Raw genomic sequence first — 21192 nt, forward strand, 5'->3', positions numbered from 1 at the left:
TAATCGGATACCCATGACTGCCGAAGTTCCCCGCCTCGAAATCAAAGACCTCAAACGGTCCTATGATGGCCGTCCGGTGGTTGATGGCGTCTCCCTGAAGATCATGCCGGGGCAGGTGACCTGCCTGCTGGGTCCGTCGGGCTGCGGCAAGTCCACGACGCTGCGGATGATTGCAGGGGTGGAAATGCAGGACAGCGGCACGATCCATGTGGATGGCAAGCTGATCTGCGACACCACCTTCCGCGTGCCGCCCGAGCGGCGGGAAATCGGGCTGATGTTTCAGGACTTTGCCCTGTTTCCCCACCTCAGCGTGGCCGACAACGTGGGCTTTGGCCTGAAAAAGGGCACCCGCGCCGAGAAACGTGCCCGGATCGAGGAACTGCTGGAGCGCGTGGACCTCAAACGCTACATCGACGGTTTTCCGCATCAATTGTCGGGTGGCGAACAGCAGCGCGTGGCGCTGGCCCGCGCCCTGGCACCGCGGCCGCGCATCATGCTGATGGACGAACCCTTTTCCGGTCTCGACAACCGGCTGCGCGACGGCATCCGCGATGAAACGCTGGGCATCCTCAAGGAAGAGGACACCGCCGTTCTGCTGGTCACCCATGAGCCGGACGAGGCGATGCGCATGGCCGATGAAATCGCGCTGATGCGCAGCGGTCGGATCGTGATGCAGGGCGCGCCCTACAACGTCTATACCCGCCCCGTGGACCGCGCGGCGGTCGCGGTCTTCTCTGACGCCAACATGCTGCACGCACGGGTCGAAGGGGCGCTGGCCGATACGCCCTTTGGCCAGTTCCTGGCCCCCGGTGTGCCGGATGGCACCGATGTGGACATCGTCTTTCGCCCCCAGCACCTGCGCATCGACTTTGACCGCGCGGGCCAGGGGCCGCGCCCCACCGCGACGGATGGCACCGCCGCGCGCGCCGTGGTCGAACGCGCCCGTTTCATGGGCAATGAATCACTGGTGGAATTTGTGCTGGACGACAGCGGGCTGCGGCTGAAGGCGACGGTGCCCAATGTCTTCCTGCCGCAGCCGGGGGCGGTGATGTGGCTGACGGTGCGCCGCGACAGATGTTTTGTTTTCCCGGTGACAGGAGGGCGCAATGCCTGAAACATTGATGGTGGAATTCGGCATGGGGTCCTCCCTGCGCCGGGGCGATTACACCCAGGCCGCGACCCGCGCGGTCCGCGATGCCCTGTGGCACAATTCGATCAACCTCGCCGAGCTTTTCGGCTTTGACAAGAAGGACATGCGCATCAACCTTGATGTGGGCGTCCAGCAGCCCGACAAGGTGGACGCCGGGGCGCTGCGCGCGGTCTTTCCCTATGGCCATGTCACGGTGAACCTGCACCGCGGAGGGCTGGACGTGCCGCGCCCCGAGGGGGATGGCCATCCGACGATCATGGCGAATGTCGCCCTCTCCGTCGCCTTTGACATGGAGCGGGCCGATGGCTGAGCAACGCGTGATCATCGAAATGGGCATGGGCAACGACCTGCACGGCATGGATTACACCAAGGCCTGCGCCAGAGCGATCGAGGACGCGCTGCGCCATTCCTCGCTGCCCCTGTTTGCGGTGACGGGGCTCTCGCATGAAGAGATGCGCGTGCAGGTCACGGTTGCCGTGCAGGAGCCGGACAAGGTGGATGTCGACGCGCTGACCGCCAAACTGCCACGCGGCCGGGCAGAGGTGCGCGCAGTCTTTGGCGGGCTGAACGTGCCTGCGGGCGGTGAAACCATCGTCATGGCCCAGGCCAGCGTGGAGGCGTTTCTGCCGGATCAGATCGGGGTCTGGCGGCTGAAGGGATGATCCGGCGGCCGGCTACAACCGCGCGATGCCGTTTTCTTCAAAGAAAACGGACCGGAGTTTTCGAAAACTCCGGCGGCGCGCGCGGTGCGGATCAAGGCTCGTAATCTTTCAACCGCTTGCCCGGCTCGTCCACGAACAACTCCGGCAGGGCCTCCGCGCTTTCGATCAGGTCGAGCCGGAAGACCCGGAACCCCTCGCGCAACTCGCACCAGGCGGTCAGGGTCCAGACGCGGCCCCAGTATTCCATATGCAGCGGACGCACGGTTCGGGTGGTGACCATCGCCTCCTTGGAGGTATAGACCAGCCGCAGCTTTTGCCGCGCCTTGATCGCCGCGCGCACCACGGGCATATGGGTGAAATTATGGGTCGCATCGGCAAAGGGGTAGACGGCGAATTTCCAGGCGTCCGCCTCGGCGATGGTCTGGGTCGGCAGCACCGCGTCGATCTTGTCTGCTAGGGTCAGGGCCGCCGCCTGCAATTCGGCATCGGCAATCTGCGTGGCCACGGCAATGCCAAGGTTCAGCGCCTCCAGCTCGGCCGGGGTCAGGGTGAGCGGCGGCAGGGTGATGGCCTCGGTGATCATGTAGCCGACGCCGCGTTCGCCTGCCACCGGCACGCCGGAGGCCACCAGCGTATCCATATCGCGATAGATCGTGCGGGTTGACACCTCAAGCCTGCGGGCGATGTCCTGCGCGCGGTGCAACCGCCCGTCGCGCAGGATCTGGATGATATCAAAAAGGCGGTCCGTGCGGCGCATCGGGCCTAAACTGACACCGCGTCAGGGCTGCTGCAAGGTGATCCTTGCATGCCGCATCTGAACCTCGCCGGGGGCAATCATCGCCATCAGCGCCGCTGCCTCCGGGGCCTTGGAAATCCCCTGCGCCGCACGCTGGGCGGCGGCCATGTCCTCCCAGATGACATGATCGGTCCAGAGCCCGGTTTCATCCACCGACAGGGTGCGGCGTATCATTCCGCCGCTGCGTTCGATAAACGGGGCCAGATCCGCCGCCGCCCTGGTAAAGGCCGCCGCATCGCTGCCGGGGATCAGCCGGAATGTAACGATTTCGCTCACGTGTTCTTGTGTCATCTTGCTCTCCTTGGTGATTGACAGCTTGCCTATGACAGGGTCCAACTGACATAAACCTGTCAGTTGAGGTGCCGCGCCTGTGAAAAAGAGCAATTCTGCAGGCCCGGCGGCATCCGTGTACCGCTTTCACCCTTCATGGCGCCTGCGCCGGGCGGTAGACAGGAACAAATGGCCCCTTTCCGGGGCACCACGGTTTAGATGGGAGAATCGAGATGTTGAACAATATTGGCCTGCCGGGCCTTTTGCTGATTGCGGTGGTTGTGCTGGTGCTTTTCGGGCGCGGCAAGATCTCCAGCCTGATGGGTGAAGTCGGCAAGGGCATCACCAGCTTCAAGAAAGGCGTCAGCGAAGGCGAGACCGAGATGACGCAGGTCGAAGACCTGGATGGCGCGGACCTGCCCAGCCACAGCGACACCGGCACGCATCCCAAGACGGACAAGGTTGCCGACAAGGGCGCGAAAAAGAACAAGGTGTAATCACCCATGTTCGATATGAGCTGGACCGAGCTGTTGGTCGTGGGCATCGTGGCGCTGATCGTCGTGGGCCCCAAGGACCTGCCGGTGTTGTTCCGCAAGGTGGGGCAGTTCGTGGGCAAGGCCAAGGGCATGGCGCGCGAATTCACCACAGCGATGAACGACGCGGCCGACAGCAGCGGCATGCGCGAAATCTCGTCGAACCTGAACACCTCTCTCAAGGCGGCGACAAACCCGCTGGGAGCGGCGATGGATGGCGTCAAATCGGCGACCAAATCGCTCGCTGACATCGACCCCGACAGCGAAACCGGCAAGCTGGCCGCGCAACGGGCCGAGGATGTGAAGAAAATTCAGGCCAAGACCGCCCGCGCCGCCGCCGAACGCAAGCAGCGCGAGGCGACAGAGGCCCTGGCCCGCGCCGATGCGCTGGAAGCCGAGACCGCCCCGGCCGCCCCCAGGGCGGAAGCCGCCAAGCCGGCCGCACAGAAGGCACCTGCGAAAAAGGCCCCGGCCCGGAAAACACCCGCCAAAAAGCCGGCCGCGACAAAAACGGCAGCCAAACCTGCCGCGAAACCCGCCGCCAGGAAGCCCGCCGCGAAGAAACCGGCGGCCAAGCCCGCCGCTACAGCGGCCAAAAAAGAGTAAGCCATGAGCGCCACCGACGATATCGACGACAGCGCAGCGCCGCTGATCGAACATCTGGCAGAGCTGCGGACCCGGCTGATCCGGTCCGTGCTGGCCTTTATCGTGGGCATGATCATCTGCTTTTCCTTCGGCAGCACGATCCTCGATTTCCTGCTGGTGCCGATCGAGCACACGATGCGCAACCTGGGCAATCCGAACCCGGTGATGCAATACACCGCCCCGCAGGAGTATTTCTTTACCCTGATCCGCATCTCGATGGTGGGCGGGCTTGCAATCAGCTTTCCGGTGATCGCCACCCAATTGTGGCGTTTCGTGGCGCCGGGCCTCTACAAGAACGAAAAGAACGCCTTCCTGCCGTTCCTCATTGCCTCGCCCGCGCTGTTCCTGCTGGGGGCGGCCTTTGCGCATTACGTGGTGGTGCCGCTGGCGATGCAGTTCTTCCTGGGCTTCTCTGATGCTGCTTCCTATCTGACCGCCATGGTGGTCGACGGCGATGCGCGCAAGTCGGGCATCGACATCGTCTTTAACGGCAAGGTCAACGAAAGCCTTGATATCACGCTGAAAATGATCGTGGCCTTTGGCTTGTGCTTTCAGCTTCCCGTCCTGCTGACCCTGATGGGCAAGGCCGGGCTGGTCAGCACCGAGGGGCTGCGCAACGTGCGCAAATACGCGGTTGTGGGCATCCTGCTGCTGGCGGCTCTGGTGACGCCACCGGATGTGGTGACGCAGCTGATCCTCTTTGTCGTGGTCTATGGGCTTTATGAAGTGTCGATCTTCCTTGTCAGCCGGGTAGAGGCCAAGCGCGAGGCACAATTGCGCGCGGATGGCTATTACGACGACGACGTCGAAGAAGATCCGCTGGTCAGGGAATTTGACCAGGATCCCGAAGACGATGAGGGCGATCTGAAGTGATAGACGACCCGCTTGACCGTATCGCGGCGGCGCTGGAACGCATGGCACCGGCGCCCCTGCCGACACCCGATTTCGACGCGGCTGCGGCCTTTGTCTGGCACACCGGGCCTGACCGGCTGGAACCGGTGGAGCATGTCTCCCGCGTGCCCTTGAACCTGCTGATCGGCGTGGACCGGTCGCGCGATACCCTGCTGGCGAACACCCGCCAGTTCGCGGCCGGCCTGCCTGCGAACAACGCCCTGCTCTGGGGTGCGCGGGGCATGGGAAAATCCAGTCTTGTAAAGGCGATACACGCCGATGTTCATGCATCACATGAGGCGCTGCGCATGGTTGAGTTGCAACGCGAGGATCTGCCCTCGGTGGGGCGTCTGCTGAACCTGCTGCGCGGCGCGTCGCAACGGTTCATCCTGTTCTGCGACGACCTCAGCTTTGGCCATGACGATGCCCATTACAAGTCGCTCAAGGCGGTGCTGGATGGCGGAATCGAAGGGCGGCCCGACAATGTGGTGCTTTACGCCACCTCCAACCGCCGCCACCTGATGCCGCGGGACATGATCGAAAACGAACGCGGCAGCGCCATCAACCCGGCGGAGGCGGTCGAGGAAAAGGTTTCCCTGTCGGACCGTTTTGGCCTCTGGCTTGGTTTCCACGCCTGCGACCAGGATCAATACCTGGCGATGATCCGGGGCTATTGCGATGCCTACGGGGTCAGGATCGATGCGGAAACCCTGCGCGCCGAGGCGGTCGAATGGCAGGCCACGCGCGGGTCCCGTTCGGGCCGGGTGGCCTGGCAGTACTTTATCGACCTCGCGGGCCGCAAGGGCGTGCGGGTCGCCTGAGTTCAGGTTGCCAGCAGACCGGCTTCATAGGTGCGCAGGCAGGGGGCGGCCTTGGGGCCATATGCTGCAAGGTCGGGAAACAGCTTTCTGATCTCCGCACCCGCAGTGTCGTTGACCGCCTGCAGGGTCATGTCGCCGGGATAGAGGCTTTCGGTCCACAACCCTTCGGACCGCAGCAGGTGATGCGCTTTGAGCAGGATGTGGTGATAGGTCACGATGCCGCCGGGACGCCGGTAGACACCGTCATGGCCGATCAGATCCCTGGCCCGCACGAGCACTTCCTCCTGCCCGAACAGAAGCTCGGCCCGCCAGTCCTGCAACAGGATGGCATGCTGGGGCGACAGAACCAGATCGCGGGTGTTGCCCAATATGCCTTTGCTGATCACGATCGGGGCCAGGTCCCCCAGCGCCGCCACCGTGGTCGAGCCGATCCAGGCGATGGGTTGCAGCCCGCCGTCACGGGTCAGGGCAAGCTGGCCGGGGCAGAGCGCTTCGACCGCGACGGGGCCTTTTGCCGTTTCGATCAGGGTGCCGCTGGCAAAGCATACCACGCTGGCGCCAAGGCTGCTGTGCGGGATCAGGTCGCTGTTGTCGGTGATCCCGCTGGCGGTGAGGTTGGTATCGGCTGGCGGCATGCCGTCGGGAAAGACCAGGTAAAAGCCGTCCTCGTTCGCATCGTCCAGATCGTTGTCGTTGTTCAGGTCGACATCAATGACCGCCACGCGCCAGGTTGTCGTGCCATCGGTCACGGTAAAGGTATAATCGTAGATCACCTGCCGGGGGGTGCCGCCGACATCTGTGGTCTGCTGGCCAAATCCGCCGATCCGCTCCTGGGGGGAAACAACCTCGTTCGTGGGGTCGCCGTTGAACTGGGTTGCGCCGGTGTTCTCGTCGACCACAAAATAGGTGTCCGGCCCGGTGTAGCGCCAGGTAGAGCCTGCAGGCGGCGCAAAGGCATAGTTATGCGCGGAGCCGTTGATCGTGCTCTGGGTGCCGTAGATCGTGTTCGTGTAGCCGTAGTGGACGGGCATCGGAATATCCAATCGCAACAATTTGCGTTGGATTGTTTCTAATACCGCAACGCGGCAGCCTTGCGGCAGAAGCCGGGCATTTAAGGCAAATACGGGACATTTCAGAGGTGTTTTTCCGCGCGCCGAAAGGCGCGCGGCAGGCCGGTCAGTTCAGGTAGGGGGCCGGGTCAACACTCTCAAAACCCTTGCGAACTTCGAAATGAACATAGGCATCATCACCGCCGCGCAGCTTGGCGATCTGCTGGCCACGCGCCACATTGTCGCCCTTTGCGACGCTGACGCCGGCCACATTGGCATAGACCGTCAGCAGGTTGCCCTCGTGGCGGACCACGACAATCGGCACGCCTTCGGCGCTTTTGGTGATGGCGGCCACGGTGCCTGAATCGGCGGCCATGACCGGCGCACCCGCCGCGGCCTTGATGTTGATGCCTTCATTCTTGCCCTTGGCATAGCCGCGGATGATGCTGCCCTGAACCGGGGTCGCCATCTTGGCCTTGGAGGTGCTGGCGGTTGTCTTGCCAACATCCGCGACTGGCTTTTGCGGTGTGGCGGCAGGCGGCAGCGGCTTGGCGGTGTCATCTTCGGGCAGGGCCGTCTTGGCGGATGGCGGCGTCGGTGTCGGGCTGCCCTGGCCGGGCAATGTGGTGGTCTCGGGCGCCGGAACGGCTGCCGGGGTTGCAGTACCGGCGGTGCTGCGTTTTGGCGGATTCTGTTGCGGGACGGGGATCAGCAGGAACTGACCTTCGCGCACCGCGAAATCCGGACCCAGCCCGTTCCATTCTGCCAGCGCCTTGACCGGAACGGAATAGAGCCGTGCCACGGTATAGGCCGTCTCGCCCCGTTCAACGCGGTGGCGGATCGGTTCCCGGGCGGATTGCGCGGTGGCCGCCGGAGCGGGGGAGGCCGGTGCAAGCGTCGCGGTCTGGACGCCGGGTGCCGAAGGCGCGCGGTCAATCGCGCCGCCTGCCAGCGAAGAGATATCGACCGGCCGCCCCGACGCGGCACCGGTTGCTGCGGATGGTTCTGCAACGCGGTTGGGCAGGGCGATGATCTCGTCCTTGCGCAGGCGCACCGTGGGGTCGATGCCATTGTAGCTGGCCAGTTGCGAGGTGCTGGCCCCCACGCGCGCGGCCACATCGGCCAGCGTGTCGCCGCGCCGGGCCACCGCGACCTGATAATTCGGATATGAAATCACACCGCGGCTGTCCGGGCTGGGCCGGTCCGCAAGGGGGGCTGTCGCGGCCTGTGCCGTGGTGAAACTGCCCAGATTCCCGCGCAGGTCAAAGTCCAGTGGCTGGTCCGCACAGGCGCTCAGCAACAGGGCGCTGGACCCGGCCAGAAAGCTCAGCCGCACGGGGCGGCGCATGAATGAATGACGCATCTGCATGTCCTCATGTATCCTCCCCCGTGTAATCCCGGGGATTTGCCGCACTTATAGCGCAATTATGTGTCCTTGCCCAACCCTTCGAGCAACGGAACGAAGCGAACAGCCCTCATTTCGTCATATTCAAGGCCCTGAGCGGTTTTCCGCACACGGATCAGGTGCTGCACGGTGTCCGACTGGCCCACCGGCAGCACCATGATGCCCCCGACCTTGAGCTGCGCCAGCAGCGGGCTGGGCGGGTCTTCGGCGGCGGCGGTCACGATGATGCGGTCAAAGGGGGCCTGTTCGGTCAGCCCGAAGCTGCCGTCCGCCGTGATCGCGGTGATGTTGTTGAGGTCCATCTGCTCAAAGATCACCCGCGCCTCGTGGACCAGTCGGCGGTGCCGGTCGATGGTGTAGACCCGGCGCGCCAGCTTGCTCAGGATTGCCGCCTGGTAGCCCGATCCGGTGCCGATCTCCAGCACCTTGTCGCGGGGCGAGACCTCAAGCGCCTGGGTCATCAGCCCCACCACGGAGGGCTGGCTGATGGTCTGGCCGCAAGCGATAGGCAGCGGCATGTCCTCATAGGCGCGTTGCGCAAACAGCCCCTTGATGAAGGGTCCGCGATCGACGGTTTCCATCGCGTTCAGCACGCGGGTATCCGTCACCCCCTTGGAGCGGAGGGCATAAAGGAACTGCATCTTGCGTTCGGCTTCTGTCAGTTCCTCATCGGTCACGTGTTGATGCCCGCGAATCTGTCCATCATGTCATGCGCCGTCAGGTCGGCCCGCATCGGCGTGACCGATACATATCCCTCAAGGTTCACCGCCGCATCGGAACCGGGGGCGGTCATGACCTGCTGGTTGCCCCCCTTGATCCAGGAAAACCGGCGGCCCGAGGGGGCCAGATGCGGTTCGGTCGCAAAGACCACGCCGGGGCGGCGGCCCTGCGGGGCCAGACGCGTCCCCTTGACAGCACTGGCCGGAACCGGCGGGAAATTCACATTGTGGAACAGCCGGTAATCGCCCTGATCCTCCGGGCTGACCGCAAGAATGCGCCGGATCACCTCTGCGCCATGGGCCGCTGCCGCCTCGAAAGGGTCGTCCAGATCACGGTTCGCAGGGCCAAAGTACTGCGACAGCGCAATGGCGGGAAAGCCCTGCAATGCCGCTTCCATCGCACCGCCGATGGTGCCGGAATAGAGCGTGTTCTCGGCCGAGTTGTTGCCCCGGTTCACACCTGACAGCACCAGGTCGGGCAGGGCGGTCTTCATCACGTCATGAACGCCGATCAACACGCAATCGGCGGGCGAGCCTTCGGCGGCATAGCGGCGCGGGCCCAGTTCGCTGATCATCGTGGGTTTGACGTAGTTGATGCAATGGCCGACGCCTGATTGCTCGAATGCCGGTGCCACGGTCCAGACTTCGCCGTCTGCTCCGGCCAGTTCTGCGGCGATACGGGCCAGCACCTTGAGGCCGGGTGCGGCGATGCCGTCGTCGTTTGTAATGAGAATGCGCATGGAAAGCCCTTTTGCCCTTGATAGGCGAGGGCCGCGCGGGCGGCAAGGACGGGTCAGGCCGATTGAAAAAGGATGGGTGCCTAGAGTTGCGCGATTACCGCAGCAGCCTGGGCCTGCGGATCGGCCAGCTTGTGGCGGTCCTCGCCCGGAAAGAACCTTGCGCGGGTGGCGGTGGGCATCGGTTCCGGGGTCAGGATATGCACCTTTGGCCCGTTCTTTTCCGTTTCCGCCGCCCAGGACCGGGCCAGCGCGATCTGCGCCGCCTTGGAGGCGCCATAGGCACCAAAGAACTTTTCGCCCGCGCGCGGATCGTCGAAAAACACCGCCTGACCGGATGTTCCCAGCAGGGGGGCTACAAAGGTGATCAGCCGGGCGGTGGCGGTGACATTGCAGACAAGGGATTTCTCCATGTCCTTTGCATCGACGTGATCGGCGGGGGCAAGGGGGGCGGCGTGGATGGCGCAGTGCAGCCACAGGTCCAGCTTGCCCCAGCGGTCGTGAATGCCCCGGCAGAGCACCGCCATGGCCTCGGCCGTGGTGACGTCCATCGGGGCCAGGGTCGCAGCGCCGCCCCGGGCCTGAATGCGGTCATCCAGTTCTTCCAGCGCGCCGGTGGTGCGGCCCACGGCGATGATGTGATGGGTGGGGCAAAGCGCCTCTGCCAGCGCGGCACCCAGGCCGCGCGATGCGCCGGTGATCAATGCGGTTTTTGTCATGTTTGCCATGTGCCTTGCCACGGTCGCGCCGTCAATAGTTGCCAGGGCCTAGCCTCTGGGCAGTTTGAGGGCCTTCGCCCGGCCGCCCACGTTCAGCACCAGCTGGTCCCCTCCGATCGCGGCAACAGTGCCGCCTGCGACCTTGTCGCCGATGCCCACACGGGCGATCCGGCCATTGCGTGTGCGGACCAGCGCACCGGGCGCGGCCTCGCTGCCGAAAATGCCGATCAGGGCTGTACGGTCCAGACGGGCCGCCGAGGTGGCCAGGTCGGCCACATTGCGGGGGGTGGGTTGTTGCGGTTCCGTGTCGCTCATTTAACGCCTCTTCGCGCCTTGCGCGTGTTGCCGATTCTTAGGTGAACGGTCAGCTAACAAGGCTGCAGGACAAGGAGAAGGGGGCGCGGTCCGATCAGCCAAGCCCTGCCGAGCGCTGCGCGGGCTTCAGCCGACGGTGCGGGTGAGACGGCGCGACAGATGGTAGCAGAAGGTCATTTGCGCCAGATGGGCGATGGCCTGTTCGGGCAGCGGGCCCTCCAGATCCAGGGCAATCCGCCGCCGCCCGTCGTTTTCCCCGACATCGGGGTAGATGTCGCGCATCCTGGCGGCCAGATCGGTCTTGCAATCGACAAAGAGCATCAGCTGCTGCGGCTGGCCTGCCGACCAGCCCATGCGCAGGGTGCTGCCGGTGCGGGGCGCGCGGGGCCGCCATGCGGGCTGGCCCCATTTCAGGCTTTCGTCCAGCGGCCCGATTTCCGCCTGCTCTGCCGTGTCATGAAACAGGCTCCGGCAGGCCCAAAGCGCATCGCGCGCGGGTTCCGACCAGGAGGTCATCAGATGCAAAAGCGGGGCAGGGGCGTGGTCCATCCCGCCATCATGGCAGGACCTCATGACAGAAAACGGCAGCAGGTTACTCTGCCGCCGTCTTCATCTTGAACCCTTCCTTGACCTTGTCCGCGGGGGTCACCGGGTATTCCCCCGAAAAACAGGCATCGCAATACTGCGGGCATTTGGCATTGCGCCCCTCCGCCTCGCCCACGGCCCGGTACAGACCGTCAAGCGAGATGAAGCGCAGGGAATCCACCGCCAGATGTTCGCACATCTCGTCTTCGGACATGGTCGCGGCCAGCAGTTTTTCACGCTGCGGCGTGTCGACGCCATAGAAACAGGGCCAGGCCGTGGGCGGGCTGGCGATGCGGAAATGCACCTCGGCAGCGCCGGCATCCAGGATCATTTCCTTGATCTTGCGGCTGGTGGTGCCGCGCACCACGCTGTCATCCACCAGGATCACGCGCTTGCCCTTGATCAGGGCGCGGTTCACGTTCAGCTTCAGACGCACACCCATGTTGCGGATCTGCTCTGTCGGTTCGATGAAGGTGCGGCCCATGTACTGGTTGCGGATGATCCCCATGGCATAGGGAATGCCGGATTCGAGGCTGTAGCCGATGGCGGCGGGTGTGCCACTGTCGGGCACCGGGCAGACCAGATCGGCCTCCACCGGGCTTTCCTTGGCCAGTTCGCGGCCGATCGCCTCGCGGGTTTCATAGACGCTGCGGCCGCCCAGGATGCTGTCGGGGCGGCTGAAATAGACATGTTCGAAGATGCAGAAGCGGGAGGGCTGGCGGCGGAAGGGGAAATGGCTTTCCACGCCGTTGGCGGTGATCACGACCATCTCGCCGGGCTCGATCTCGCGGACGAAATCCGCGCCGATGATGTCCAGCGCACAGGTTTCCGAGCTGAGCGCCCAGCCGTCGCCGACGCGGCCCAGCACCAGCGGGCGCACCCCCAGCGGGTCGCGCACGCCGATCAGCTTGGTCCGGGTCATGGCCACGATGGAAAACGCACCTTCGACCCGGCGCAGGGCGTCTTCCATCCGTTCGGGGATGTTGCGCTGCAGGGACCGCGCCATCAGATGGATGATGCATTCGCTGTCAGAGGAGGACTGAAAGATCGAGCCGCGCTCGATCAGCTCGCGGCGCAGGGCATTGGCATTTGTGATGTTGCCGTTGTGGGCAATCGCCGCCCCGCCCATGGCAAATTCGCCAAAGAAGGGCTGCACGTCGCGAATCGCGGTCTGCCCTTTCGATCCGGTGGTGGAATAGCGCACATGGCCGATGGCCAGTTCGCCCGGCAGGGTTTCCATCACGGCCTGGCTGGTGAAATTGTCGCGCACATAGCCAAACCGCCGCGCCGATTGAAACCCGGCTTCCGGCTGGTAGGAGACGATACCGCCTGCTTCCTGGCCGCGGTGTTGCAGGGCATGCAGCCCCAGAGCGACGAAATTGGAGGCGTCAGCCACGCCGACCACGCCGAAGATGCCGCATTCCTCCTTCAGTTTGTCTTCGTCATCGCCATCGCGCAGGTACGACGTATCGAAAGGATGGGCAGGTGGCATGATTTTGGTGGTGGGATTGGTCACGGGGAGCAGCTCCGAATCCGGGTGGATGTGCCGCCTATGTAGGGCTCTTGGGGCGCAGTGTCACCCCGCAGCCCGCAGTAGCATGCGGTTTGTTTCGATCATGTGACGTGGATCGGATATATTTGGCGGCAAAGCGGTTCAGGCTCAGGCCCCATTGGGCCTTGATGATGAACATCACACGAAAACGACCTGATCGTCAGGTTTGTGACCCAGGTGCATCATTTTGGCGATATGGCTGTCCGGGTGATGAACGTTAGAAGGCTTTGGCCTTCACGTCATAAGCTGACCGAAAATTGGAAACCGGATCTATGCGTAGGTCGAAACGAAGGACCGGAAAGAGTCCGGAGAGACTTAACCACACAGGGCAGCGCCTGACCGCGGGTGGGCAGCGGAACGTCCGTGGGTGCCACTTTATTTCTAATCTTTGGCGTGGGGATGATGAACCGCAATACGGTGAGAAAGCGCCCGCCCATGGGGCGGTCGGGCGCTGCCCGGCGGTGCTGCGCACCTTGACTCCGGGCTTTGGTTGCCAGTGATCAACGGCAGCAAAGTCCGGATAGCGGACCTTGCCCCACACCGCGCCCAATGCACCCTTTGGGGCAGAAATGCTAGGTTCAGGCCCCATTGTGCCAAAGCTGCGCGACGTTCCACACTAGACCGGCTGCTGTTGCGGCGATGGATGCGGGGGCAGTTGCGGGGGGATCGCCTGCGCCCCCATGGCCGCGATCCGCCCCGGCAGGGTGAACCGGATTGTCGCACCGCCTGTTGTGGGGGAATTGCCAGCGGTGATCATGCCGCCACGGACCCGGATCATGCGCCTGACCCCGAACAGCCCATACCCGCTGTCGACCCGGAAACCGCCACCGTTCATCAGTTCCAGCGCAGCCGCGCTGAACCCCTTGCCATTGTCCTCCAGCGTCACGGCGATCTTGTCGTCGGGCAATTGCTCGATCGTGAGATCCATCAGCATCTGCAATCTGCCCGCATGTTTCACCGCATTCTCGATCAGATTGCGCAGGGCGATCTGCATCACCGTCTTGTCGGTCAGCAGCATTGCGGGGGTGACATTGACGCGGTGCCGCTCTTCGGGATCCAGAATATCGCAGATCAGCCGGGTCAGTTCGGTGAGGTCGAAAAGCGTTTCGGCCTCCTGCGCCTCGATCAGATGGGTGTGCATCAGGATGTCGTCGATTAGCTTCATGGTCTTGTCGGCAATGCCGTCCATCATGTTGATCATGTCCAGCTTGCCATCGCCATGGTCGACGAAACCGTCCTTGAGCACCTCGGCCAGCATGGTCACATTGCGCATCGGCGCGCGCAGATCATGGGCTGCCATCGCCACGAATTGTTCCATCTCGGATGCGGCGGTATGAAAGGATAGCCTTGCCTCCCGCGCACGGCATTCCTCCGTGATGTCAAGTGATGTGCCGTAAAGCCTGAATACCCGGCCTTCCGCATCCGTTTCCGGCGAGAGCGTGGTGCGCACCTGGCGGACCGCCCCGGCCAGCGGCAATTGCAATTCGTAGGTCAGGGGTTTGCCGCTGCGGGCAACCTGGCAATGGCGCGACAATGCGCTGCGCCCGTATGCGGTGTCATAGACTTCTGCGGCCGTGCGCCCCAGGTAATCCGAAAGCGGCCGCCCGCTGATCGCACGGGCGCAGGCGTTGAAGGCGCAATAGACAGGCAGGCCGCCTGCAACCACCTCCAGCACAAAGACGGGGGTGGCGATATGATCCAGATAGGTGAATTGCTCCGCATCGGACATGTGGCTGCTCCCTTACGGAGGCAACCTACAGTTACTTGGATAACAGAATGTTAAGTCCCGGCAGGGATCAGGCGCCGCAGCTGCCGACCAGTTCCTCGTAGCGCGTGGTGATCCAGCCCAGCGCATCCTCGGGGTTCTGTTGTTCGATCTGCCCTGTGAACCGCGCGAAAACGGTGGCCGACCGGCTTTCATCGACCATGGTGAACTGCTGGTCCGGGATGACCGTCTGATAGACGAAAAAGGCAATTGCCACCAGGATGATGCCCCGCGCGACCCCAAAGACAAAGCCAAGACCCTGGTCCAGGCCGCCCAGGACCGAGCGCTGCACCAGCGAGGAAAACAGCGGCGTGAACAGCGAAACCACGATCAGCGCCACGGCAAAGACGATGGCAAAGGCCCCGATGATGGACAATTCGCAGCTGTCGGCCAGGAATTCGCCCACCACAGGCAGTTCGCGCACCAGCGGTTCGACCTGCGGGGCAAAGAGATAGGCCAGCACGGCGGCGGCAATCCAGCCGACGATCGCCATCAGCTCGCGCACCAGCCCGCGGCCATAGGCCAGAAGCGCGGAAAGCACGATGACCAGCGCGACCACGCCATCAATAATGGTAAACCCGTCCATCTGCTGCCTGCCTTCGTTCCAGGGCGCTAGCCAGCGCCGAAAATTTCACCGACAAAACCGGTCAGATCGCTCAGTTGATTGATCGTGATGCCCGTTGTCCCCACCGCCTTGCCCCCTGCGGGCGCGATTGCGGAGGTAAAACCAAGTTTTTGCGCTTCTTTCAACCTGTTTTCAGTCTGGCTGGCGGGCCGCAGCGCACCAGAGAGGCTTATTTCGCCGAAAACCACGGTTTCTGCAGGCAGGGCGACGTCTTCGCGCGCACTCAGCAGGGCGGCGGCAACCGCGAGATCGGCGGCAGGCTCGGTCACTTTCATGCCGCCCGCGACGTTCAAATAGACGTCAAGCCCGGCAAAGGGGATGCCGCAGCGCGCCTCAAGCACGGCGAGAATCATCGCCAGCCGCCCCGAATCCCAGCCCACCACCGTGCGGCGGGCCTGGCTGTGGGGCGAGGGGGCGACCAGCGCCTGGAACTCGACCAGCACGGGCCGCGTGCCTTCGATGCCCGCAAAGACGACCGATCCGGCAGAAGGTTCGCCGCGTTCGGACAGGAACAGGGCAGAGGGGTTGGTGACCTCGGCCAGCCCCTGGCCGGTCATTTCGAACACACCGATCTCATCCGCGGGCCCAAAGCGGTTCTTTACGCTACGCAGGATGCGGAACTGATGGCCGCGCTCGCCCTCGAAATAAAGCACTGTGTCGACCATATGTTCGACCACGCGCGGCCCCGCGATCTGGCCATCCTTGGTGACATGGCCCACCAGGATGACGGAGGTGCCGGTCCGCTTGGCAAAAGCCGTCAGCTCATGAGATGCGGCGCGCACCTGGCTGACCGAGCCGGGGGCGCTTTCGACGTTGTCGGCCCACATGGTCTGAATGGAATCAATGATCGCCAGCTGCGGGCGTTCCTGATCCAGCGTGGTCAGGATGTCGCGCAGGTTGGTCTCGGCCGCCAGTTTCACCGGGGCATCCGACAGGCCCAGCCGCTGGGCGCGCATGCGGACCTGTGCGCTGGCCTCTTCGCCGCTGACGTAGATGGTTTTCAGCCCGTTGCGTGCGAATTGCGCCGCCGCCTGTAACAGCAGCGTCGATTTGCCGATGCCCGGATCGCCGCCCACCAGAATGGCCGAGGCCGCGACCAGGCCGCCCCCCAGCACCCGGTCAAGCTCGGCGATCATGCTTTCACTGCGCGGCGGCGGGGCCTCTTCGGTGCTCAGATCGGTCAACGTCATCGCGGACCCGCGCCGCGCACCCAGCGATTTGCTGGGCGGGCCTGCGGAAATGCCGCGGTCCTCCTGAATGGTATTCCAGTCGCCGCAGCTATCGCAGCGCCCCGACCATTTGTTGTAGGTCGCGCCGCAGGCCGTGCAGGAGAAGGTCTTGCTTGGTTTTGCCATGCAGCCTTGTGCCCGCGGCCGGAAGAGAGGTCAAAGGAAAACCGGCAGACCTGCCCTCCGGCTTCCGGTGCCATGCGGCGCAGAAGCGCAGAGGGCGCTGGTTCGGATGTCGTGCCAGCCGTAGATGAAGAGCGCGTTCCGTTCACCGCACGGTCTTTGGCCTCTGGGTGGCGATTTTTTTGAAAAAATCGGTCCGGAGTTTTTGAAAACTCCGGCGGGTGACCACAGCCGGAAGCGGGGGAGTGTTCGTTTTCTTTGAAGAAAACGGTCCGGAGTTTTTGAAAACTCCGGTTGCGTGTCGCCACGTGACCAAAGGCACCCGACCTAGGCGTTGAAGTTCAGCCGCAGGCCCGGTTCGGGCCAGCGCGCGTGGTAAAGGCAGCCGGTGCCTGACGCCGTGATCCATGCATCGCACATGTCGGGCCCGCCAAAGCAGATGTTGGTGACATAGGGATCACCCGGTCCGGCAACATAGCGCACCGGCCCGCCGTCCACCGGCACGATGCTGATGCCCCCGCGCATCAGGGTGGCGACACATATCGCCCCGTTTGCCTGCACCGCAAGACTGTCCAGCAACTGGTAATCGGGCAGGGTGGTGAGCAACCTGCCCGGCATGGTGTAGGGATGCGGCGCGATCTTGCCGGGTGCCAGCAGATCATAGCTCCAGACCCGTCCGGTGCGGGTTTCGGCCACATGCACGGTCTTGTCATCCGGCGAGAGCCCAATGCCGTTGGGCGTGATCATCGGTGCATGGACCCGCGTGATCCGGCTGCCATCCGGCAGGGCGTAGTAAAAGGCCCCGTGATGCACATACTCGGGAGTGGTTTTGCCCAGATCGGTGAAATAGAAGCCGCCCTCCCTGTCAAAGACGATGTCATTGGGGCCGCGCAGGGGCTGGCCGTCGCAGGCGTCATACAGCGTCTCGAACGCGCCGGTTGCCGGGTCGACCCGCTGGATCGAGCCGCTGACATAAGTATCCGGCGTGCCGATGGGGCGGGTGATCTCATCGCCCTCGGTCCATATGAAACCGCCATTGTTGCAGACATAGATCATCCCGTCCGGCCCCACCGCCGCACCATTGTGGCCACCGCCCAGCTCGGCAATGACCACCTTGCGCCCATCCGGCAGAACACGGGTCAGGCGCTGACCGCGTATCTCCACCAGGATAATTGATCCGTCATCCATGGCGATCGGCCCTTCGGGAAAGTCGAGCCCCTCGCAAACCCTGGTCAGCTTCACATCCATCTCATCCTCCCGTTGGCTCGGCCCAGAACAGCATGCGGGTCCTGCCAGCGCAATGGACATGGGCGGACTTCTGTGGCTGTCTTGGCCCGAACATCGCATGAGGGAGGAAACCATGGGGACACTGACAGGAAAGACCGCCTGGGTCACAGGTGCCGGTGGCGGCATCGGGGAGGCGGCGGCCAGGGCTTTGGCGGCCAGCGGTGCCCATGTCGTGCTCTCCGGGCGGCGGCAGGCAGAGCTTGACCGCGTCGCGGCGGCGATCACCCAGGCGGGCGGCGCAGCGGAGGCGCAGAGCCTGGATGTGGTTGACGCCGATGCAACGCAAAAGATCTGCGATGATGTGATGGCCCGGCGCGGGCGGATCGACATCTTCATGGCCAATGCAGGCATCAACGTGCCCAACCGCGCGGTGAACGCCATCACCGCCGCCGATTTCGCCAGGGTGGTGGACATCAACCTGAACGGCGTCATGAACGGTGTCCTCGCCGTCCTGCCGCAGATGCGCGCCCGGGGGGCGGGCACGCTGATCCTGACCTCCTCCTGGGCGGGGCGGCATCCGTCGCGCCTGACGGGGCCTGCCTATACCGCGTCAAAACACGCGGTTGTGGCGCTGAGCCATTCGATCAACCAGGACGAGGGCGTGAACGGCATCCGCTGCACCGCCCTGATGCCCGGAGAAGTGGCAACACCGATCATGCAGCAACGCCCCAAACCGCCGTCAGAGGAAGACATGGCCCGGATGCTTCAGGCCGAGGACATTGGCGCGATGGTCCGCTACATCGCCGAAGCCCCGCCCCATGTCTGCATCAACGAGGTGCTGATCAGCCCCACATGGAACCGCAGCTTTACCGGTGTTGCGGAAATGGGCGGGATGAAGCTGTAACGGCGCGTTGCTGCGGAGCCGAGTCCACGTGCTCCCGCCCGGCCTGCGCCTCATGTCGCGCCGCGCCCTTTCGGGCCTGTTCCGCACCCTGCGCAAAAGCCCAATCTTCAAAGTCAGCTCAATGAACCGTCGCGCAGCCCTTCCACGACGAAGGGCTGCGCGACGCGTTTCAGCCCGCGGTGAGCGCGGCGATGATCTGATCCGCCGCCGCTGCCGCCTTGGCGCGCATTTCTTCGTCATTCGCATCCTGGATCGGATGCGGCACCAGCACGTAACGCGCGTCATTCATGCCCAATGCGCGGCGCTGCGATTCTGCGGCCTGTCCGAATTCGCTCGATGCGACGGCGACTGCCGGGATTCCCTGGATTTCAAACCAGACGTTGTCGTGCATACTGCACGTCGTACAGGAACCTCAGTCGGCCAGAGCCTCGATCAGAAAGTCGCATGCGTCGCGGATCTCATGGCGCAGCGCATCGGGGCAGGGTTTGGCAAAGGTGGGCTTGGTATAGCGCCGCGTGGCGATGCCAGGGGCCTTTTCCGCCAGCAGACCTTCGAGCGCATCCAGAAACACGTTGCCGCGCGGCTTGCTGATGTCCAGCAGGCCGATCACCCCCGACAGGCTGTCCGGACGTTCCGCCACCTGCCGCTCTACCGGGGTGCGTTCGTCCGTGGGGTCGAGAATTGTCGTCATAGGCGTTCTCCTCTGTCCGTAGCCTAACCCAGATCAATCTTTCTGGAAACCGAGATGGAGCCGACCTCCCCCGTGGCCCAGCCGTGGAACGCGGAAGAGAATTTGCCCGCATCCGATCCGGCCACCACGATATGAATGTACTCTTTACCGGCAAATTTCGGGGCCGGACGGTCAAGCATCTCCGGCGTCATCCCGGCGGCGGCAGCGGGCAGGATCCCGGCACCGGAGCGGTCATCGGCCAGCATGTCCCGCAGGGGCCGCGACGTGACCTGTTGTATCCGGTCGCGCAGGCGGCCCTTGTCCCATGGGCCGTCCCGCATCAGCGTGTCGATATGTTCCGGGCAGATCACCAGCAGCGCATCGATGGGCAGATTGTGCATCTTGGGCAGGAATACCCCTTCCAGCCCCATGCCCAGTGACCCGGCGATCTGCTCCGGGCTGCGCGAGGTCTGGTCCACGATATGAACCGGCCCGCCGGTCATGGCAAAGACGGTCACCACCGAATCCTCCCGGTCGAACCCGCGTTCCACATGCAGCGGCTCCCAGGGCGCGCGTTCTTCCCATTCCGCGAAACACATGGTGAATTTCATCGGATTGCCCAGGGTGGAGCGTTCGACGCCGCCGGTCGAGGCACCCCCGACATTGCGCACCACCAGCCGCAGCGCGCGCCCGATGGTGGCATTGGCGCGGTTGCCCGCCCCCAGCGCGCCGAGCTTCATGTTCATGCCGATCTTTTCCCGGATCGGGCCGTTGACGACCATCACCGGGGCCGCACCCATGGTGGTCGCGGTGACACCGTGGATGTTGAAGGCATCGGTGCAGACCGCCTCGACCCCCGCGATGACCACGGGCAGATACTCCGGTTTGCACCCGGCCATCACCGCGTTGATCGCGATCTTCTCCACCGTGGCCTCGCCCATGTTGGGCGGCACGATGGCCACCACCTCCTGCGCGTCGCGGTGGGTGCCTGCCAGCATCCGCATCACCCTTTCGGGCGTGGGCGGCACCAGCGGCAACCCGTCAGAGAACCCCTGGTCGAACATGAACTCCGCCACATCATCGCCGCTGGCGATCTCGATGCGCCGCGCACGGATCGGGCTGCCCTCCGCCTCGGCGCGCAGCTTGTCGAACATCTCGGGGTCCAGGTGTTTGGAACCGCATCCGGGCCGCCAGGCGGGCAGGCCCTGCCAGTCGACCTCAGCGACCGGCGTGCCGGTCCGTGCCGCCAGTTCGGCGGCCAGCGCCTCCCAGTCGCTGCGCACGAAACCTTCGAAACGGGTCGTGCTGCTGCCCCCGGCATCGCAAAGGAACACCGAAGGGACGCTTTCGATGTCCCAGTCAAAGGCCGTCTTGCAGGCGCGGTCATCCAGGACCGGCATGCTCAGCCCATGGCGCCGGGCGAAAACCGTGCTGTCATCGCCCGACTGGGACACCAGCAGGACATCCAGAGCCGACCGATGGGCGCGGTAAAAGGCCTCCAGCACCGGGCCTGCCGTATTGCAGGTTTCGCAGTCTTCCTTGACGAAACAGACAAGGGCGCGGCGCCCGGTCGGAAAGCTGTGGCTTTCCCCTGCCAGGTCCGCCAGCGAAAAGCCGGGTGGTGAAAACTCTGCTGTCTCGTTCGGCATCCCGGCCCCTCCCTCTGGTCGGGGCTCAATGTGGCCTATCCTGCGGCGATGTCCAGTGGCGGAGGTGGATGGGAATCGAACCCACCACACGCCATTGCGACGCGTCCATGGTTTTGAAGACCAGGGAAGCCACCAGACTCCTGTCACCTCC

General features: G+C 64.0%; 24 protein-coding genes and 1 tRNA gene. 8 read left to right on the plus strand and 17 right to left on the minus strand.

Translation table 11 applies throughout. The features are described 5' to 3' along the window. The first annotated feature begins 13 nt into the window (after window positions 1–13). Genes ACWNZ3_RS07495 through ACWNZ3_RS07505 form a run of 3 tightly spaced genes read left to right on the plus strand, consistent with a single transcriptional unit; the run spans window position 14 to window position 1812 of the window. Window positions 14–1114, plus strand: coding sequence for an ABC transporter ATP-binding protein (locus tag ACWNZ3_RS07495; RefSeq protein ID WP_496901715.1), 1101 nt, complete (start codon window positions 14–16; stop codon window positions 1112–1114). Further along, window positions 1107–1460, plus strand: coding sequence for a Lin0512 family protein (locus ACWNZ3_RS07500; RefSeq protein ID WP_496901716.1), 354 nt, complete (start codon window positions 1107–1109; stop codon window positions 1458–1460). The genes ACWNZ3_RS07495 and ACWNZ3_RS07500 overlap by 8 nt, the downstream gene beginning before the upstream one ends. Then, complete coding sequence (locus ACWNZ3_RS07505; protein WP_496901717.1) at window positions 1453–1812, plus strand: Lin0512 family protein; 360 nt, start codon at window positions 1453–1455, stop codon at window positions 1810–1812. Before ACWNZ3_RS07500 ends, ACWNZ3_RS07505 begins: the two co-directional genes overlap by 8 nt. A gap of 91 nt (window positions 1813–1903) precedes the next feature. On the opposite strand, the gene ACWNZ3_RS07510 is transcribed toward ACWNZ3_RS07505, so the two are convergent. Then, window positions 1904–2569 (minus strand): helix-turn-helix transcriptional regulator, encoded by a 666-nt coding sequence (locus ACWNZ3_RS07510; RefSeq protein WP_114273354.1) that lies wholly within the window; start codon window positions 2567–2569, stop codon window positions 1904–1906. 21 nt (window positions 2570–2590) lie between these two features. Next, window positions 2591–2899, minus strand: a complete 309-nt coding sequence (locus tag ACWNZ3_RS07515) for a hypothetical protein (RefSeq protein WP_274575376.1) — start codon at window positions 2897–2899, stop codon at window positions 2591–2593. Window positions 2900–3111: 212 nt separating this feature from the next. Here ACWNZ3_RS07515 and tatA point away from each other — a divergent pair, with 212 nt between their 5' ends. Genes tatA through ACWNZ3_RS07535 form a run of 4 tightly spaced genes read left to right on the plus strand, consistent with a single transcriptional unit; the run spans window position 3112 to window position 5768 of the window. Next, entirely contained in the window at window positions 3112–3375 is a 264-nt protein-coding gene (tatA, locus tag ACWNZ3_RS07520; protein ID WP_269366993.1) for a twin-arginine translocase TatA/TatE family subunit, read from the plus strand. A gap of 6 nt (window positions 3376–3381) precedes the next feature. After that, the gene (gene tatB / locus ACWNZ3_RS07525) at window positions 3382–4017 is read left to right on the plus strand and encodes a Sec-independent protein translocase protein TatB (RefSeq protein ID WP_496901718.1); all 636 of its coding nucleotides are present in this window, start codon (window positions 3382–3384) and stop codon (window positions 4015–4017) included. A gap of 3 nt (window positions 4018–4020) precedes the next feature. After that, complete coding sequence (gene tatC / locus ACWNZ3_RS07530; RefSeq protein WP_269366989.1) at window positions 4021–4929, plus strand: twin-arginine translocase subunit TatC; 909 nt, start codon at window positions 4021–4023, stop codon at window positions 4927–4929. Continuing rightward, window positions 4926–5768 carry an ATP-binding protein gene (locus tag ACWNZ3_RS07535; RefSeq protein ID WP_114273350.1) on the plus strand — a complete coding sequence of 281 codons (843 nt, stop codon included), beginning with the start codon at window positions 4926–4928 and terminating at the stop codon, window positions 5766–5768. The genes tatC and ACWNZ3_RS07535 overlap by 4 nt, the downstream gene beginning before the upstream one ends. A 2-nt stretch (window positions 5769–5770) precedes the next feature. Here the strand turns inward: ACWNZ3_RS07535 and ACWNZ3_RS07540 are convergent, their stop codons facing one another. The 12 genes from ACWNZ3_RS07540 to ACWNZ3_RS07595 all read right to left on the minus strand — a co-directional run bounded on the left by ACWNZ3_RS07540 (window position 5771) and on the right by ACWNZ3_RS07595 (window position 17839). Continuing rightward, window positions 5771–6799 carry a Hint domain-containing protein gene (locus tag ACWNZ3_RS07540; RefSeq protein WP_496901719.1) on the minus strand — a complete coding sequence of 343 codons (1029 nt, stop codon included), beginning with the start codon at window positions 6797–6799 and terminating at the stop codon, window positions 5771–5773. A gap of 145 nt (window positions 6800–6944) precedes the next feature. Further along, a complete protein-coding gene (locus ACWNZ3_RS07545; RefSeq protein WP_496901720.1) occupies window positions 6945–8180 on the minus strand; it encodes a peptidoglycan DD-metalloendopeptidase family protein in 1236 nt (411 codons plus the stop codon). Window positions 8181–8242: 62 nt separating this feature from the next. Next, window positions 8243–8863 carry a protein-L-isoaspartate(D-aspartate) O-methyltransferase gene (locus tag ACWNZ3_RS07550; protein ID WP_240312946.1) on the minus strand — a complete coding sequence of 207 codons (621 nt, stop codon included), beginning with the start codon at window positions 8861–8863 and terminating at the stop codon, window positions 8243–8245. A 32-nt stretch (window positions 8864–8895) separates the two neighbouring features. Further along, window positions 8896–9681, minus strand: coding sequence for a 5'/3'-nucleotidase SurE (gene surE, locus ACWNZ3_RS07555; RefSeq protein ID WP_269366979.1), 786 nt, complete (start codon window positions 9679–9681; stop codon window positions 8896–8898). Window positions 9682–9761: 80 nt separating this feature from the next. Continuing rightward, entirely contained in the window at window positions 9762–10397 is a 636-nt protein-coding gene (locus ACWNZ3_RS07560) for an SDR family NAD(P)-dependent oxidoreductase (protein WP_269367137.1), read from the minus strand. A 48-nt stretch (window positions 10398–10445) separates the two neighbouring features. After that, window positions 10446–10712: a pilus assembly protein PilZ gene (locus ACWNZ3_RS07565; protein WP_269364477.1), complete on the minus strand. Its 267-nt coding sequence runs from the start codon at window positions 10710–10712 to the stop codon at window positions 10446–10448. 126 nt (window positions 10713–10838) lie between these two features. Further along, window positions 10839–11261 carry a hypothetical protein gene (locus tag ACWNZ3_RS07570; protein WP_274575366.1) on the minus strand — a complete coding sequence of 141 codons (423 nt, stop codon included), beginning with the start codon at window positions 11259–11261 and terminating at the stop codon, window positions 10839–10841. A gap of 43 nt (window positions 11262–11304) precedes the next feature. Next, window positions 11305–12789, minus strand: coding sequence for an amidophosphoribosyltransferase (purF, locus tag ACWNZ3_RS07575; protein ID WP_269364481.1), 1485 nt, complete (start codon window positions 12787–12789; stop codon window positions 11305–11307). 676 nt (window positions 12790–13465) lie between these two features. Then, on the minus strand, window positions 13466–14578 hold the full coding sequence (locus ACWNZ3_RS07580) for a sensor histidine kinase (RefSeq protein WP_496901721.1): 1113 nt from the start codon (window positions 14576–14578) through the stop codon (window positions 13466–13468). A 67-nt stretch (window positions 14579–14645) separates the two neighbouring features. Continuing rightward, window positions 14646–15200, minus strand: coding sequence for a CvpA family protein (locus tag ACWNZ3_RS07585; RefSeq protein WP_274575362.1), 555 nt, complete (start codon window positions 15198–15200; stop codon window positions 14646–14648). Between the two features lie 26 nt (window positions 15201–15226). Then, entirely contained in the window at window positions 15227–16594 is a 1368-nt protein-coding gene (gene radA, locus ACWNZ3_RS07590) for a DNA repair protein RadA (RefSeq protein WP_496901722.1), read from the minus strand. Window positions 16595–16918: 324 nt separating this feature from the next. Next, window positions 16919–17839 carry an SMP-30/gluconolactonase/LRE family protein gene (locus ACWNZ3_RS07595; RefSeq protein WP_496901723.1) on the minus strand — a complete coding sequence of 307 codons (921 nt, stop codon included), beginning with the start codon at window positions 17837–17839 and terminating at the stop codon, window positions 16919–16921. A gap of 112 nt (window positions 17840–17951) precedes the next feature. Between ACWNZ3_RS07595 and ACWNZ3_RS07600 the strand changes: the two genes are divergently transcribed. Next, on the plus strand, window positions 17952–18722 hold the full coding sequence (locus ACWNZ3_RS07600) for an SDR family oxidoreductase (protein ID WP_496901724.1): 771 nt from the start codon (window positions 17952–17954) through the stop codon (window positions 18720–18722). 169 nt (window positions 18723–18891) lie between these two features. Here the strand turns inward: ACWNZ3_RS07600 and ACWNZ3_RS07605 are convergent, their stop codons facing one another. From ACWNZ3_RS07605 to ACWNZ3_RS07615, 3 genes are all read right to left on the minus strand, one after another. Further along, window positions 18892–19413, minus strand: coding sequence for a UGSC family (seleno)protein (locus ACWNZ3_RS07605; protein WP_496901725.1), 522 nt, complete (start codon window positions 19411–19413; stop codon window positions 18892–18894). Window positions 19414–19436: 23 nt separating this feature from the next. Then, window positions 19437–21041: a peroxiredoxin family protein gene (locus ACWNZ3_RS07610; protein ID WP_496901726.1), complete on the minus strand. Its 1605-nt coding sequence runs from the start codon at window positions 21039–21041 to the stop codon at window positions 19437–19439. Window positions 21042–21097: 56 nt separating this feature from the next. Next, window positions 21098–21192: transfer RNA gene (locus ACWNZ3_RS07615), tRNA-Sec, on the minus strand.

The organism is Sulfitobacter sp. IGS-18, assembly GCF_059628195.1.

What these genes read in the sequence shown, in the direction of transcription:
- ACWNZ3_RS07610 (WP_496901726.1), bottom strand. Translation starts at nt 21,041, where the DNA reads ATGCCGAACGAGACAGCAGAGTTTTCACCACCCGGCTTTTCGCTGGCG.
- ACWNZ3_RS07550 (WP_240312946.1), bottom strand. Translation starts at nt 8,863, where the DNA reads ATGCAGTTCCTTTATGCCCTCCGCTCCAAGGGGGTGACGGATACCCGC.
- ACWNZ3_RS07595 (WP_496901723.1), bottom strand. Translation starts at nt 17,839, where the DNA reads ATGGATGTGAAGCTGACCAGGGTTTGCGAGGGGCTCGACTTTCCCGAA.
- ACWNZ3_RS07500 (WP_496901716.1), top strand. Translation starts at nt 1,107, where the DNA reads ATGCCTGAAACATTGATGGTGGAATTCGGCATGGGGTCCTCCCTGCGC.
- ACWNZ3_RS07585 (WP_274575362.1), bottom strand. Translation starts at nt 15,200, where the DNA reads ATGGACGGGTTTACCATTATTGATGGCGTGGTCGCGCTGGTCATCGTG.
- ACWNZ3_RS07570 (WP_274575366.1), bottom strand. Translation starts at nt 11,261, where the DNA reads ATGGACCACGCCCCTGCCCCGCTTTTGCATCTGATGACCTCCTGGTCG.
- ACWNZ3_RS07515 (WP_274575376.1), bottom strand. Translation starts at nt 2,899, where the DNA reads ATGACACAAGAACACGTGAGCGAAATCGTTACATTCCGGCTGATCCCC.
- ACWNZ3_RS07540 (WP_496901719.1), bottom strand. Translation starts at nt 6,799, where the DNA reads ATGCCCGTCCACTACGGCTACACGAACACGATCTACGGCACCCAGAGC.
- radA (WP_496901722.1), bottom strand. Translation starts at nt 16,594, where the DNA reads ATGGCAAAACCAAGCAAGACCTTCTCCTGCACGGCCTGCGGCGCGACC.
- ACWNZ3_RS07510 (WP_114273354.1), bottom strand. Translation starts at nt 2,569, where the DNA reads ATGCGCCGCACGGACCGCCTTTTTGATATCATCCAGATCCTGCGCGAC.
- ACWNZ3_RS07565 (WP_269364477.1), bottom strand. Translation starts at nt 10,712, where the DNA reads ATGAGCGACACGGAACCGCAACAACCCACCCCCCGCAATGTGGCCGAC.
- ACWNZ3_RS07545 (WP_496901720.1), bottom strand. Translation starts at nt 8,180, where the DNA reads ATGCGTCATTCATTCATGCGCCGCCCCGTGCGGCTGAGCTTTCTGGCC.
- ACWNZ3_RS07580 (WP_496901721.1), bottom strand. Translation starts at nt 14,578, where the DNA reads ATGTCCGATGCGGAGCAATTCACCTATCTGGATCATATCGCCACCCCC.
- tatA (WP_269366993.1), top strand. Translation starts at nt 3,112, where the DNA reads ATGTTGAACAATATTGGCCTGCCGGGCCTTTTGCTGATTGCGGTGGTT.
- ACWNZ3_RS07495 (WP_496901715.1), top strand. Translation starts at nt 14, where the DNA reads ATGACTGCCGAAGTTCCCCGCCTCGAAATCAAAGACCTCAAACGGTCC.
- ACWNZ3_RS07560 (WP_269367137.1), bottom strand. Translation starts at nt 10,397, where the DNA reads ATGACAAAAACCGCATTGATCACCGGCGCATCGCGCGGCCTGGGTGCC.
- tatC (WP_269366989.1), top strand. Translation starts at nt 4,021, where the DNA reads ATGAGCGCCACCGACGATATCGACGACAGCGCAGCGCCGCTGATCGAA.
- ACWNZ3_RS07600 (WP_496901724.1), top strand. Translation starts at nt 17,952, where the DNA reads ATGGGGACACTGACAGGAAAGACCGCCTGGGTCACAGGTGCCGGTGGC.
- surE (WP_269366979.1), bottom strand. Translation starts at nt 9,681, where the DNA reads ATGCGCATTCTCATTACAAACGACGACGGCATCGCCGCACCCGGCCTC.
- ACWNZ3_RS07505 (WP_496901717.1), top strand. Translation starts at nt 1,453, where the DNA reads ATGGCTGAGCAACGCGTGATCATCGAAATGGGCATGGGCAACGACCTG.
- purF (WP_269364481.1), bottom strand. Translation starts at nt 12,789, where the DNA reads ATGCCACCTGCCCATCCTTTCGATACGTCGTACCTGCGCGATGGCGAT.
- tatB (WP_496901718.1), top strand. Translation starts at nt 3,382, where the DNA reads ATGTTCGATATGAGCTGGACCGAGCTGTTGGTCGTGGGCATCGTGGCG.